Source organism: Kitasatospora sp. MMS16-BH015, assembly GCF_002943525.1.
GTDB lineage: Bacteria > Actinomycetota > Actinomycetes > Streptomycetales > Streptomycetaceae > Kitasatospora.
The window spans coordinates 5,444,586-5,458,097 of the sequence record NZ_CP025394.1; the positions used below are offsets into that span (position 1 = coordinate 5,444,586).

13 protein-coding genes are annotated in these 13,512 nt (G+C 72.0%); 8 read left to right on the forward strand and 5 right to left on the reverse strand.

Translation table 11 applies throughout. The features are described 5' to 3' along the window. Positions 1-23: 23 nt before the first annotated feature. Positions 24-1,574: a hypothetical protein gene (locus CFP65_RS41165; RefSeq protein ID WP_158702329.1), complete on the reverse strand. Its 1,551-nt coding sequence runs from the start codon at positions 1,572-1,574 to the stop codon at positions 24-26. 246 nt (positions 1,575-1,820) lie between these two features. On the opposite strand from CFP65_RS41165, the gene CFP65_RS23585 reads away from it, so the two are divergent. Further along, on the forward strand, positions 1,821-2,000 hold the full coding sequence (locus CFP65_RS23585; RefSeq protein ID WP_104818065.1) for a hypothetical protein: 180 nt from the start codon (positions 1,821-1,823) through the stop codon (positions 1,998-2,000). 477 nt (positions 2,001-2,477) lie between these two features. Beyond that, a complete protein-coding gene (locus tag CFP65_RS23595) occupies positions 2,478-4,196 on the forward strand; it encodes a carbohydrate binding domain-containing protein (protein ID WP_104818067.1) in 1,719 nt (572 codons plus the stop codon). A 178-nt stretch (positions 4,197-4,374) separates the two neighbouring features. On the opposite strand, the gene msrA is transcribed toward CFP65_RS23595, so the two are convergent. Continuing rightward, positions 4,375-5,040 carry a peptide-methionine (S)-S-oxide reductase MsrA gene (gene msrA / locus CFP65_RS23600; protein ID WP_217368181.1) on the reverse strand — a complete coding sequence of 222 codons (666 nt, stop codon included), beginning with the start codon at positions 5,038-5,040 and terminating at the stop codon, positions 4,375-4,377. A gap of 155 nt (positions 5,041-5,195) precedes the next feature. Between msrA and CFP65_RS23605 the strand changes: the two genes are divergently transcribed. From CFP65_RS23605 to CFP65_RS23620, 4 genes are all read left to right on the forward strand, one after another. Beyond that, the gene (locus CFP65_RS23605; RefSeq protein ID WP_104818068.1) at positions 5,196-6,350 is read left to right on the forward strand and encodes a cystathionine gamma-synthase; all 1,155 of its coding nucleotides are present in this window, start codon (positions 5,196-5,198) and stop codon (positions 6,348-6,350) included. A 94-nt stretch (positions 6,351-6,444) separates the two neighbouring features. After that, positions 6,445-7,656 (forward strand): threonine ammonia-lyase, encoded by a 1,212-nt coding sequence (gene ilvA / locus CFP65_RS23610; protein WP_104818069.1) that lies wholly within the window; start codon positions 6,445-6,447, stop codon positions 7,654-7,656. 156 nt (positions 7,657-7,812) lie between these two features. Next, entirely contained in the window at positions 7,813-8,835 is a 1,023-nt protein-coding gene (locus CFP65_RS23615) for an ATP-binding cassette domain-containing protein (protein WP_104818070.1), read from the forward strand. 38 nt (positions 8,836-8,873) lie between these two features. Further along, positions 8,874-9,695 (forward strand): ABC transporter permease, encoded by an 822-nt coding sequence (locus tag CFP65_RS23620; RefSeq protein WP_254553073.1) that lies wholly within the window; start codon positions 8,874-8,876, stop codon positions 9,693-9,695. Between the two features lie 86 nt (positions 9,696-9,781). Here CFP65_RS23620 and greA read toward each other — a convergent pair whose 3' ends face one another. Both greA and CFP65_RS23630 read right to left on the reverse strand, forming a co-directional pair. After that, positions 9,782-10,279, reverse strand: a complete 498-nt coding sequence (greA, locus tag CFP65_RS23625) for a transcription elongation factor GreA (RefSeq protein WP_104818072.1) — start codon at positions 10,277-10,279, stop codon at positions 9,782-9,784. A gap of 319 nt (positions 10,280-10,598) precedes the next feature. Continuing rightward, complete coding sequence (locus CFP65_RS23630) at positions 10,599-11,021, reverse strand: DUF4307 domain-containing protein (protein WP_104818073.1); 423 nt, start codon at positions 11,019-11,021, stop codon at positions 10,599-10,601. 142 nt (positions 11,022-11,163) lie between these two features. Between CFP65_RS23630 and mca the strand changes: the two genes are divergently transcribed. Both mca and CFP65_RS23640 read left to right on the forward strand, forming a co-directional pair. After that, on the forward strand, positions 11,164-12,045 hold the full coding sequence (gene mca / locus CFP65_RS23635) for a mycothiol conjugate amidase Mca (RefSeq protein ID WP_104818074.1): 882 nt from the start codon (positions 11,164-11,166) through the stop codon (positions 12,043-12,045). A 64-nt stretch (positions 12,046-12,109) separates the two neighbouring features. Next, positions 12,110-12,298 carry a hypothetical protein gene (locus CFP65_RS23640; protein ID WP_104818075.1) on the forward strand — a complete coding sequence of 63 codons (189 nt, stop codon included), beginning with the start codon at positions 12,110-12,112 and terminating at the stop codon, positions 12,296-12,298. A 39-nt stretch (positions 12,299-12,337) separates the two neighbouring features. Here the strand turns inward: CFP65_RS23640 and CFP65_RS42185 are convergent, their stop codons facing one another. Continuing rightward, a complete protein-coding gene (locus tag CFP65_RS42185) occupies positions 12,338-13,360 on the reverse strand; it encodes a LuxR family transcriptional regulator (protein ID WP_217368182.1) in 1,023 nt (340 codons plus the stop codon). Positions 13,361-13,512: the final 152 nt, after the last annotated feature.

Below are 13,512 nucleotides of genomic sequence, written 5' to 3' on the forward strand. Positions count from 1 at the left end.
ATCCGGCGCAGTTGGAGAGGGTCTCAGTTCGCGGCGAAGTAGCCCGACACGTCGGCGACGAGATCGACGTTGCCGGCGAAGTTGAAGAAGGCCACGCCGCCCTGCACGGGGGCGAGCACGGCGTTCGGTACGGTCTGGCCCGCCGTGAAGTTGAGGTTGGAGGAGCCGGGCCTGGCCTGCAGGGGGCCGAAGACGGTGACGTAGCTGCTCGCGGTGGCGTTGGTGGCGGTGACGTTGAGCGCGACGGCCGTGGCGCCGAACGGCGGGACGCCGTTCGCCCAGCTGTCGACCCGGACTTCCGCGGTGTGGCCGCCCCGGATCGGGCCGTGCACGGAGCCGGTACCGTCGCGGCTGCCCAGCGCGCGGGTCGGGCCGGTGGGCACGAAGACCGAGCCCTTGCCGGAGTAGTAGCCGGCCAGGTCGGCGATCAGATCGGTGCTGCCGCTGAAGTTGTAGAAGGTCACCTTGCCGTCCACCACCGGCACCGAGACCAGGTTCGGCACGGTCTGGCCGGCCGTGAAGTTGAGGTTGGAGGCGGTGGGGCGGCGCTGGCCGTGCGGGTAGACCGTCACGTAGCCGGCGGCGGTGGGCTTGGTCGCGGTCACGTTCAGGACGACGGAGGTCACACCGGTGGCCGGGATGCCGTTGGCGCCGGCGATCTGGAGGGTGACCTCCCGGCCCGGCCCGACCAGGTCCTTGGGGACGCCCGTCCCACTGCGGGTGTCCATGATGCGGGTCGGGCCGGCGGTGGTGAAGCGGGAGCCGGTGCCGTCGGAGGTGTAGTAGCCGTCGATGTCGCCGACCAGGTCGGTCGTCCCGGCGAAGTTGTAGAGGTTGATCCTGCCATCGACGACGGGGACGGTGACCAGGTTCGGAACGGTCTGGCCCGTGGTGAAGTTGAGGTTCGAGGCGGTCGGCCGGGTCTGGCCGTGCGGGTAGACCGTGACGTACCCGCCCTGGCTCGGGTTGGTGGCCGTGACGTTGAGGGTGACGGCGGTGACGCCGGTGGCCGGGATGCCGTTGGCGCCGGCGATCTGGAGGGTGACCTCGCGGCCCGGGCCGACCGGGGCCTTGGGCGCGCCGATCCCAGAGCGGGTGTCCAGCGCCCGGACGGGCGTGACGGGCTTGAACGTCCCGGCGGTGCCGGTGGGGACGCTCTTGCCGTCGGCGACGTAGTGCAGACCGGCATCGGCCTGCAGCGTCCCCTGGGGGCCGGTGGCCTTGAACTGCCCGTGCAACTGGGCCGAGCGCAGGCCGGAGGCGGCGGAGAACTGGAGGGTGATCGCGCCGTGGCTGCCCTTCTCGTCGCCGTGCGGCAGCACGCTGAACTGCGGGGACTCCATCGTCAGCGAGCCGTCCCCGTTGACCGTCCAGGGCCAGGCTCCGGAGTCGAGCACACCGCCCGAGTCGGTGATGACCGCCGTCGCGACGATCATCCGGGCGAGTTGCTGCGCGGTGTAGCCGCTGGCGGTGACTGAGTCGGCGGGGATCGTGTAGCTCGCCGTCAGGCCCACCAGCCCGGCACTCAGCACGGCCCCGGCCGCGAGCAGCCCCACCCGACGGTTGATACGCACAGCGATCCCCCTCACCACGACGGGCGCCGCGCCCGCCGGTCGCCATGATCGTACCGATCGCCCATTCGATGGCCGTGGCCAATTCCTGCCAGCAACTCCGTTGTGATGGCCGGTGCATGACGAATAGTCAACTCGGCTCGGGAGGTGGTGGGCCGAGTGATGTCGATCCCGGGCGAACTTCGGTTGCATCGGAGATCAATAGGCGTATGGTGAAGGCACGTTGTGGTGTCTTCACGGGGGGTTGAGATGGCGCGTTCGTTCAAGGAATTCTGGGCCCGGTTCAAGGCCGAGAACGGTCTCGGTAAACGGTCGGCCGAGACTGTGTACGCGGAGAACCTCCGGCGTCAGGCGCCGCCGGACCTGAACCTGGCCAAGCACTACATCCCGAGCAGCGGTGCCGGTAACGGTGCCGGCTTCGGGCGCTGAGTCCGGCTGAAGCCGGCACCGCTTCGAGCGGTGGTCAGCAGGCGCATGGTGAGGGCGCGTTCACGTCGATCTCGCGGGGGTTGAGATGACACGTTCGTTCAAGGAGTTCTGGGCCCGGTTCAAGGCTGCCAACGGTATCGGGACGCGGTCGGCGGGCTATGTTCCCTCCGAGGATCTCCGGCGCCAGGCTGCCCCGGACCAGCACCTCGGGGAGCACTACCGCCCGTCGGGCCCCGGCGGCCCGATCGTGGGTGGCGGGGGGCGCTGAGGCCGGCCGGGCTCCCCGGGGCGGGGGCAGGCACCCTTGATCTGATTGCACCGACCCTCGTCAATGGTCCAGACCTATTGACGGGGGTCGGCGGCTTTCCTACGATCCGGTCCGGCACATCCCCACATGTCCCCCCACCTCACCCGAGCCGGGCGTCACGCCCCCACGCGTCGGTCATGTCCGCGCGCCCGGCGGGAAGGGAGCACAGCATGTTCCGTCGGAGGTCCTCGCACGCCCAACGGGTCGGCCGCCCACCGCAGTCGGGGGTGGCGCGCGCAGTCTCGGCGCCCCGGCCGGGACGGGTGGAGCAGCGGCCGAGCGTGCTGCGGCGGTCGCTCGCCGGGGTGAGCGCCGCAGCGGTGATCAGCGCCGGCATCGCGGTGGCCGGCTCGGTGTCGGCCGGGGCCGCGACCACCAACCTGCTGGTCAACCCCGGTTTCGAGAGCGGCCTTTCGAGCTGGAGCTGTACCGGCGGGACGGGCACGGTGGTGAGCGGCCCGGTGCACTCGGGCAGCTCGGCGCTGCAGGCCACCCCGGCCGGGCAGGACAATGCCCAGTGCAGCCAGACCGTCAGCGTGCAGCCCAACTCCCAGTACACGCTGAGCGCTTGGGTCCAGGGCAGCTACGTCTATCTGGGTGCCACCGGCACCGGCCTCGGCGGCACCACCTCCACCTGGACGCCGAGCAACGCGACCTACGGCCAGCTGAGCGTGGCCTTCAGCACCGGCGCGAGCACCACCTCGGTGACGGTCTGGCTGCACGGCTGGTACGGCCAGCCCGCGTACCTCGCCGACGACGTCTCGCTCACCGGCCCCGGCGGCAGCGGCAGCCCCTCCCCGTCGCCGTCCAGCACCCCGCCGACCTCGCCGCCCCCGTCGAGCACCCCGCCCAGTTCCCCGCCGCCGAGCAGCACCCCGCCCAGCTCGCCCCCGCCGTCCAGCACCCCGCCGAGCAGCCCGCCGCCCACCGGCAGCAGCTGCCCGACCAAGCCGCGGCCGGCCGGCAAGGTGCTCCAGGGCTACTGGGAGAACTGGGACGGCGCCGCGAACGGCGTGCACCCCGGCATGGGGTGGGTGCCGATCACGGACAGCCGGATCGCCGCGCACGGGTACAACGTGATCAACGCCGCCTTCCCGGTGATCCTCTCGGACGGCACGGTGCTCTGGCAGGACGGGATGGACAGCGGGGTCAAGGTCTCCACTCCCGCCGAGATGTGCCAGGCCAAGGCGGCCGGGGCGACCCTCCTGATGTCCATCGGCGGCGCGGCGGCCGGCATCGACCTGAGCTCGAGCACCGTCGCCGACCGTTTCGTGGCCACCGTGGTGCCGATCCTCAAGCAGTACAACTTCGACGGCATCGACATCGACATCGAGACCGGCCTGGCCGGCAGCGGCAGCATCGGCACGCTCTCGGCCTCCCAGGCCAACCTGGAGCGGATCATCGACGGCGTGCTGGCCCAGATGCCGGCCGGCTTCGGCCTGACCATGGCCCCCGAGACGGCCTACGTCACCGGCGGCAGCGTCACCTACGGCTCGATCTGGGGCGCCTACCTGCCGATCATCAAGAAGTACGCGGACAACGGCCGGCTCTGGTGGCTGAACATGCAGTACTACAACGGCAGCATGTACGGCTGCTCCGGCGACTCGTACCAGGCCGGCACCGTCCAGGGCTTCACCGTCCAGACCACCTGCCTCAACAACGGCCTGACCATCCAGGGCACCACCATCAAGGTGCCCTACGACAAGCAGGTCCCCGGCCTCCCGGCCCAACCGGGCGCCGGCGGCGGGTACCTGGACCCGGGCTCGGTCGGCCAGTCCTGGAACGCCTTCAGCGGCGCCCTCAAGGGCCTGATGACCTGGTCGATCAACTGGGACGGCTCCAAGGGCTGGACCTTCGGCGACAACGCGAAGTCCCTCCAGGGACGTTGACCCCCGGCGGCGCCGGAGGGCGGCCCCGGGCGGAACGGGACGGGCGGCTCAGGAGGACGGGACGTCGGGCGGGTGAGCCTGGACGGGTCAGCCGAGTCGTTCGTCCCGAGGAGTCGCCATGCTCACCCGCCGACACCGCACGGCCCCCGGCGCCGCAGCGCCGGGGGCCGTCCGTGGCTCAGCCCTCGGTGCGGGCCACGCCGATGGGGCAGGTGGCGCCGGTGCCGCCGAGGCCGCAGTAGCCGTTGGGGTTCTTGGCGTCGGAGAGGTACTGCTGGTGGTAGGCCTCGGCGGGGTAGAAGGGGCCGGCCGGGGCGATCTCGGTGGTGATGGGGCCGAGGCCGAGGCGGGTGAGGGCGGGCTGGAAGGCCTCGCGGGAGGCCTCGGCGGCGGCGAGTTGGGCGGGGGAGTGGGTGTAGACGGCGGAGCGGTACTGGGTGCCGACGTCGTTGCCCTGGCGGAAGCCCTGAGTCGGGTCGTGGGCCTCCCAGAAGGTCTTGAGCAGGGTCTCGTAGGAGACCTGGGCCGGGTCGTAGACCACCCGGACGGCCTCGGTGTGGCCGGTCAGGCCGCTGCAGACCTCCTCGTAGGACGCGTTCGGCGTGTGGCCGCCCTGGTAGCCGACCAGGGTGGTGTACACGCCCGGGAGCTGCCAGAACTTGCGCTCGGCGCCCCAGAAGCAGCCGAGCCCGAAGTCGGCCACCTCCAGGCCGGCCGGGTAGGGCCCGGTGAGCGGGGTGCCGAGCACGGTGTGCGGCTCGGTGAGAGTGAAGACGGGGGCGGCGCGGCCGGGCAGGGCCTGCTCGGCGGTGACGAGCTCGGGCTTGGGGTGGTGGAACAGCAAGGCGGGCTCCTGAGGGCTCGGGGGTCGCGGTGGGTACAACGCCCGGCGGCGGTCGGTGATTCCGGGGCGGCGGCCGGGCGGCGGACCTGACGGAGGGCCCGCGGCAGGTGGCCGTGCCGACTGCCGGGGGCGGTCGGGCCCACTAGGCTCGGGGCATGACCGAGCACCCTCTTCCCCAGGGCTTCGAGACCCTCGCCATCCACGCGGGCCAGGAAGCAGACCCCCAGACCGGGGCCGTCGTCACGCCGATCTACCAGGTGTCCACCTACAAGCAGGACGGCGTGGGCGGCCTCCGGAACGGCTATGAGTACAGCCGCTCCGCCAACCCCACCCGCACCGCGCTGGAGGAGTGCCTGGCGGCACTGGAGGGCGGCGCCCGCGGCCTCGCCTTCGCCTCCGGCCTGGCGGCCGAGGACACCCTGCTGCGGACGATCCTCAAGCCGGGCGACCACATCGTCATCCCGAACGACGCCTACGGCGGCACCTTCCGCCTGTTCGCCAAGGTGCTGACCCGCTGGGGCATCACCTTCGACGTGGCGAACATGCAGGACCTCTCGACCGTGCGGGCCGCCCTCAAGCCCGAGACCCGGGCCGTCTGGGTGGAGACCCCGTCCAACCCGCTGCTCGGCATCGCCGACATCGCGGGCCTGGCCGAGATCGCGCACGGCGCGAACGCCCTGCTCGTGGTGGACAACACCTTCGCCAGCCCGTACCTCCAGCAGCCGATCTCGCTCGGCGCGGACGTGGTGGTGCACTCCACCACCAAGTACATGGGCGGCCACTCGGACGTGGTCGGCGGCGCGCTGGTCGCGGCCGAGGCCGGTCTGGGCGAGGAGATCGCGTACCACCAGAACGCGATGGGCGCCGTCTCCGGCCCGTTCGACGCCTGGCTGGTGATGCGCGGCATCAAGACCCTCGGCGTCCGGATGGACCGGCACAGCTCCAACGCCGAGAAGATCGTCGAGCTGCTGACCCGCCACCCGAAGGTCAGCCAGGTGCTCTACCCGGGCCTGCCCGAGCACGCCGGCCACGACATCGCGGCCAAGCAGATGAAGGCGTTCGGCGGCATGGTCTCCTTCCGCGTCGCGGGCGGCGAGGAGGCAGCGGTCGAGGTCTGCAACCGGGCCAAGCTGTTCACCCTCGGCGAGTCGCTGGGCGGCGTCGAGTCGCTGATCGAGCACCCGGGCCGGATGACCCACGCCTCGGTGGTCGGCTCGGCCCTGGAGGTGCCGGCCGACCTGGTCCGCGTCTCGGTGGGAATCGAGTCGATCGACGACCTGCTGGCCGATCTGCAGCAGGCGCTCGGCTAGGACTGAGCACCTGTCACCGAGGGGCGTGCGGCCGGTGCCGCGCGCCCCTCGCGCGTGATCGGCCGTGCCCGGAGGCGGTGCCTACAGTGGGGGCATGCAGAGCTGGCCGATCACCATGGACGACGTACGCGGCGCCCACAAGATGCTCGCCGGGGTCGCCCGGGTCACCCCGATGGAGGGCAGCCGGTACCTCTCCGGCCTGGTGGGCTCGCCGGTGCATCTCAAGTGCGAGAACCTCCAGCGCACCGGCTCCTTCAAGCTGCGCGGCGCGTACGTGCGGATCGCCGGCCTCTCCCCGGTGCAGCGGGCCGGCGGGGTGGTGGCCGCGAGCGCGGGCAACCACGCCCAGGGGGTGGCACTGGCCGCGGCCCTGCTCGGGGTGCGCTCCACCGTCTTCATGCCGCTGGCCGCCCCGCTGCCCAAGGTGGCCGCGACCAGGGAGTACGGCGCCGAGGTGCGGCTGCACGGGAGCACGGTGGACGAGGCGCTGCAGGCGGCCCAGCGCTACGCCGAGGCGACCGGCGCGGTCTTCATCCACCCCTTCGACCACTGGGACGTGGTGACCGGCCAGGCCACCGTGGGCCTGGAGATCCTGGAGCAGTGCCCCGAGGTGCGCACCATCCTGGTGGGCGTCGGCGGCGGCGGGCTGCTGGCCGGGATCGCGGCGGCGGTCAAGCCGGTGCGGCCGGACGTGCGGGTGGTCGGGGTGCAGGCGGCGGGCGCGGCGGCCTACCCGCCCTCGCTGGCGGCCGGGCGGCCGGTCTCGCTGGAGCGGTACGCCACGATGGCCGACGGGATCATGGTGGGCCGGCCGGGCGACATCCCGTTCGAGGTGGTCAACACGCTGGCCGACGGGGTGCGCACCGTCTCCGAGGAGTCGATCTCGCGGGCCCTGCTGGTCTCCCTGGAGCGGCTCAAGCTGGTGGTGGAGCCGGCCGGGGTGAGCCCGGTGGCGGCCCTGCTGGAGCACCCGGAGAGCTTCGAGGGCCCGGTGGTCGCGGTGCTCTCCGGCGGCAACATCGACCCCCAGCTGATGCAGCGGGTGCTCCGGCACGGCCTGGCGGCGGCCGGCCGCTACCTCTCGCTCCGGGTGCGGCTCACCGACCGCCCCGGCGCGCTGGCCGGCCTGCTCGCGGTGCTGACCCGGGCGGACGCCAACGTGCTGGACGTGGCGCACGTGCGGATCGATCCCCGGTTGGGCCTCACCGAGGTCGAGGTGGACCTGCACCTGGAGACCAAGGGCCCCGAGCACTGCGCGCTGGTGATCGGCGAGCTGCGGGACGCGGGGTACGTGGTCAGCCAGTAGGAGCTGATGGCGGGTCGGAAAACCCCTTGACGCGATATATCGCGAGCTGCCATTCTCGCGACCTATCGCGACCGGGCGATGCCCGCTGGCCGGGATACCCCGGTCGGGCCAGAGTGGACATGTCCGACAGACCACCAGAGGAGATGAGGCAGGCCCATGGCGCCAGCCATCGAAGCCGAGAACCTGGTCAAGACCTTCGGAGACGTACGCGCCCTGGACGGCGTCAGTCTCGACGTCCCCGAAGGCACGGTGCTCGGGCTGCTCGGCCCCAACGGCGCCGGCAAGACCACCACCGTCCGGGTGCTCACCACCCTGCTCCGCCCCGACTCGGGCCGCGCCGTGGTGGCCGGGGTCGACGTGCTCAAGCACCCGAACCAGGTGCGCAGCCTGATCGGACTCTCCGGGCAGTACGCGGCCGTGGACGAGTACCTGACCGGCCGGGAGAACCTCCAGATGGTCGGCGAGCTCTACCAGATGTCCAGCCGGGCGGCGAAGGCCCGCGCGCTGGAGCTGCTGGAGTGGTTCAACCTCACCGAGGCGATGGACCGCACCGCCAAGACCTACTCCGGCGGCATGCGGCGCCGGCTCGACCTCGCGGCCGCCCTGGTGGTGCGGCCGCCGGTGATGTTCCTGGACGAGCCGACCACCGGCCTCGACCCGCGCAACCGGCTGGCCCTCTGGGAGGTGATCGAGACGCTGGTCGAGCAGGGCACCACCCTGCTGCTCACCACCCAGTACCTGGAGGAGGCCGACCGCCTCGCCCACGACATCGCGGTGGTCGACCACGGCAAGGTGATCGCCCGGGGCTCGGCCGACGAGCTCAAGGCGCAGATCGGCGGCGAGCGGGTCGAGGTGGTGGTGCACACCCCGAGCGACGTGAGCGAGGCGCTGGCCGCGCTCACCCCGTACGCCAAGGGCGACCCGACGGTGGAGAAGAACACCCGGAGGATCACCGTCCCGGTGAGCGGCGGCGCCAAGGTGCTCGCCGACGTGATCCGCGAGCTGGACGCCCGCTCGATCGAGCTGGACGACATCGGCCTGCGCCGCCCGACCCTGGACGACGTCTTCCTCTCGCTCACCGGCCACGCCACCCTCGCCGAGGAGGGCACCGAGGAGAACTCCGGCGGTCGTAAGGGCGGCAAGGGCGCCAAGGGCAGCAAGCACGGGAAGGACGACTGATGGCCACCACCACCCCCGACCACGCGATCGGCGGCGCGATGCCGGCCCAGCGGCACGGCATCCCGGCGATGCTGCACGACTCCTGGGTCGTGGCCAAGCGCAACCTGCGCCGGATGACGCGGATCCCGGAGATCGTGGTCTTCGGGCTCATGCAGCCGGTCATGTTCGTGCTGCTGTTCAGCTACGTCATGGGCGGCGCGATCCAGATCCCGGGCGCCCGGTCGAGCTCCTCCACGTACACCCAGTTCCTGATGGCCGGCATCTTCGCCCAGACCGTCACCTTCGCGGTGGCCGGCGCCTCGGCCGGCATCGCGGAGGACATGACCAAGGGCCTGGTCGACCGGTTCCGCTCGCTGCCGATGACCCGCTCCGCCGTGCTGGTCGGCCGCACCATCGCCGACCTGGTGCAGACGGCCTTCACCCTGCTGGTGCTGGCGCTGGTCGCGCTGCTGGTCGGCTGGCGGATCCACGAGGGCTTCCTCAAGGCGCTCGGCGCCTTCGGGCTGCTGCTCCTGCTGGGGTACGCGTTCTCCTGGATCGGCGCGCTGATCGGCCTCTCGGTGCGCAGTCCGGAGGCGGCCACCTCGGCCGGCCTGATCTGGCTCTTCCCGCTGACCTTCATCTCCAACGCCTTCGTGCCGGTCAGCTCGATGCCGGGCTGGCTGCAGGGCATCGCCTACTGGAACCCGTTCTCCGCCACCGTGCAGGCCTGCCGCAACCTCTTCGGCAACCAGGTCGGCCCGGTGGACCAGGCCTGGCCGATGCAGCACGCGGCGCTGGTCTCGGTGCTCTGGTCGCTGGTGATCATGGCGGTCTTCTCCTGGCTCTCGGTCCGCAAGTACCGCTCGGCCGCCGGCTGAGCCCCGCCGCGGCCACGCGAGAGGGCACGCGAAAGGCGGCCCGGAGCGCTCTCACTCCGGGCCGCCTTCGCACGTACGGGTGCGGGTCAGCCGGCGTGCGGCTTGACCTCGATCACGGTGACGCTGGCCTTCTTGCCGTTCGGCAGCTCGTAGACGGCCTCCTCGCCGACCTTCTTGCCGTCGATGGCGCGGCCGAGCGGCGACTGCGGCGAGTAGATCTCGATGTCGTCGCCGACCACCTCGCGGGAGCCGAGCAGGAAGACCATGGTGTCGTCCTTGTCGCCGTCGAAGGCGACGGTGACGATCATGCCCGGGGCGACCACGCCGGAGTCGGTCGGGGCCTCGCCGACCTTGGCGCGCTCCAGCAGCTGGGTCAGCTGGCGCACGCGCAGCTCGCCCTTGCCCTGCTCCTCCTTGGCGGCGTGGTAACCCGCGTTCTCCTTGAGGTCACCCTCCTCACGGGCGGCCTCGATCTTCTGGGCGATCTCGATCCGCCAGGGGCCGGTCAGCTCCTCCAACTCAGCCTTGAGCTTGTCGTATCCGGCCTGAGTGAGCCAGGTCACGTTCTCGCTGGTCTGGGTCACGGGTGCTCCTCGTCGGTGCTGTGGCAGTGCTGAGGGTGGGGGTCGTCAGCAAACGGCGATGGTTCGTCGTACTGCGGGCTCATACGGTCTACTGCGGGGCGGAAACTGTCGTACTACAAAGCAACGCCCGCTCCCGGGCCACTCGGCGCGGAAGGGGCGAAACCACCAGCCTAACAACTTCCGGCGCCCAGTGGGAGGGTCATTTCTCCTGGCCCGGCCTCCCTACGGATGCCCGGACTCCTCGTCGAGTATGCCGCCGGTTCATGGCGCGTCGTTGTGCGCCGGGCCGCTTCGAGGGAGTGCGGGCCGCTCGCGGGAGCTACTTGGCCGGGGTGCAGCCGAGCAGCTCGGCGGTGGTGCTGCGCGCGGTGGTCCTCAGGGTGACGGTCTCGTCGTAGCCGCCGCCCTGGGCGGGCACGGGCACGTCGCTCAGGCCGACCACCGAACCGTCGGCGGCCTGGGCGCGGACGGTGCAGACCCCGCCGACGCCCTTGGACTTGCTGACGGTCAGCTGCACCTTGATCGCACTCTCCGAGACCACCTCGAAGCCCTGCACGGTGGCCCGCAGCTTGGTCTCCCGCATCAGGTAGGACCCGCCCAGCCAGGCGATGAGCCCGAGCGCCAGCACCGCGCAGACCGCTCCGACGATCTTCAGCTTGCGATCGGCCGAGGCGTCGCTGCCGCGCCCGTACCGATCGGCCGGGGGCCGGGGAGTGGTGGCGGTCCTAGTGCCGGAGTCCATGAGTAGGCTCAGTCCTTTCGCCGAGGGGCCGTCGGTCGCCGGTGGGAATGGACGAGCCCCTCGTTCAGTCACTATAGGAGGGGCTGAACCGCGCCGGTGTCGGCGGGGGAGCCGTAGCTCTTGCTTTGGAAGGAACCAGGCGTTGACTGAGCAGCTCAGACTGATGGCGGTGCATGCCCACCCGGACGACGAGTCCAGCAAGGGTGCCGCCTCCATGGCCATGTACGTCTCCCAGGGGGTGGACGTGCTGGTCGCCACCTGCACCGGCGGTGAGCGTGGCTCGATCCTCAACCCCAAGCTCCAGGGCCGCCCCGAGATCGAGGAGAACATCCTCGAGGTCCGGCGCAAGGAGATGGACGCGGCGCGCGAGATCCTCGGCATCAAGCAGGCCTGGCTGGGCTTCGTGGACTCCGGGCTGCCCGAGGGCGACCCGCTGCCCCCGCTGCCCGAGGGCTGTTTCGCCCTCCAGGACCTGGCGGTGGCCACCGAGCCGCTGGTGCGGCTGATCCGCGAGTTCCGTCCGCACGTCATCACGACGTACGACGAGAACGGCGGGTACCCGCACCCGGACCACATCATGACCCACAAGATCAGCGTCGCGGCCTTCGAGGCGGCGGGTGACCCGGACGCCTTCCCCGGCACCGGCGAGCCCTGGCAGCCGTCCAAGCTGTACTACAACCACGGCTTCCCGATGAGCCGGATCCGGGCCATGCACGCCTACCTCACCGAGCGCGGCATCGAGTCGCCCTACGGCGAGTGGATCGAGAACTGGGACAAGAGCGGCCGCCAGGAGCGGGAGATCACCACCCGGGTCGAGTGCTCCGACTGGTTCGAGACGCGGGACCGCGCGCTGATCGCGCACGCCACCCAGATCGACCCGGACGGGCCGTGGTTCCGAGTGCCGATCGAGGTGCAGCGCGAGGTCTGGCCGACCGAGGACTACGAGCTGGCCCGTTCGCTGGTCGACACCGACCTGCCGGAGAACGACCTCTTCGCCGGGCTGCGGGTCGCCGCCACCGCCTGAGCCCTACCCCGCGTTACCCCACCCCGGTGGCCCGCGCCCCGTAAGGCCGGGTCACCATGGAGAGATGAGCAACTCCGTGCACCTCGTCAACCTCGCCGCCGACGCGTACGACGCGAACAAGGTGACTCCCGGTCTCCTCGGCTTCATCGTCTTCGCCGCCCTCGGCGTGGCGACCTGGTTCCTGGTGAAGTCCATGAACCGCCAGTTCAAGCGGGTCGACTTCGTCGAGGAGCCGGAGCAGCCCAAGCAGTAGCCGGTCGCGGCGGCGGCTCCCGGGTCGGGCCCTCCACGGCTACGACTCGTCGAGCCAGCCGCTCGCGGCGGCGAGGGCGCCCGCCTGGAAACGGCTGCGGGCGCCGAGGCGTTCGGTCAGATCGGCGCTGAGGCGGCGGACCGTCCGGTCGGAGACTCCGAGTCGGCGGGCCGCCGCCTCGTCGGTGTCGCCGTGCGCGAGCAGCCGCAGCAGGGCCCGTTCCTGGCCGCTCAGGCCGTGCCCGTCCCGGGGGCGGGCGGTGGTCAGCGGGGTGGCCCCGGCCCAGACCAGCTCGAACAGCGCCGCCAGCGGGGCGACCGCGCCGCGCCCGGAGACCAGGGTCGCGCCGCGCTCCGGCCGGTCCGGGTCGAGCGGCACCAGGGCGGTCTCGCGGTCCACCACGACCATCGGCAGCGGCAGGGTCGGTGCCGTCCGCACCTCACCGCCGTGCCTGGCCAGCCGACGCCCCCGGGCGAGCGCGGCCGGGTCGTGGCGCACCGCGTCCAGGTACAGGGTGCGCAGCAGCACGCCCCGGGCCGGCAGGGCCTGCTCCAGCGCCTCGGTGCCGTCGGCCGGAGCCGTCGGCGCCCCGGCGGTCACGAAGGAGAGCACCTCCCGCCGGGCCCGCCCGATCAGCCGCTCCAGCCCCTCGCGCACCGCGTCGGCCCCCTCCAGCGCCGCCCCTCCGCCCGGCGCGCCGGCTCCCGGCCGGCTCCGCTCGGCGGTCAGCCGGGCGAGCGCCGCCCGGCCCTGTTCGAGCCGGTGCCGGCGGCTCAGCAGCTCCGCCTGCTGCCGGGCCAGCAGCGACTCCAGCCCGACCTCGGGGGTGACCGGCCGCAGCGCCAGCGGGTCCTCCCAGGAGGGCCGGAGCAGGGCCAGCCGGGCCAGCGCGTCGAAGGCCGCCCGGACGGTCGGCAGGTCGATCCGCAGGTGCGCCGCCAACTCCCCGGCTCCGGCGTCCGGATGCCGCAGCATCGCCAGGTAGACCGCCTCGGCCGTCCCGTCCACCCCGAAGGGGGCGAGCACGCCCGCTGCGGCGAGCTCGCCGCCCTGTTCCGTCATGACCGGATCCCCCCTCGCGCGAGCCCTTGATCCGCAAGCTCTTGATCGAAGCGGGGACCAGCCTGGTGGCCGGCCCCTACCGATCGCTTTCACCGCGCTTACCGGGTGCTGCCCGGGGTGTGTCCGGTGCACATCGCTGCGCGTCCGGCGCG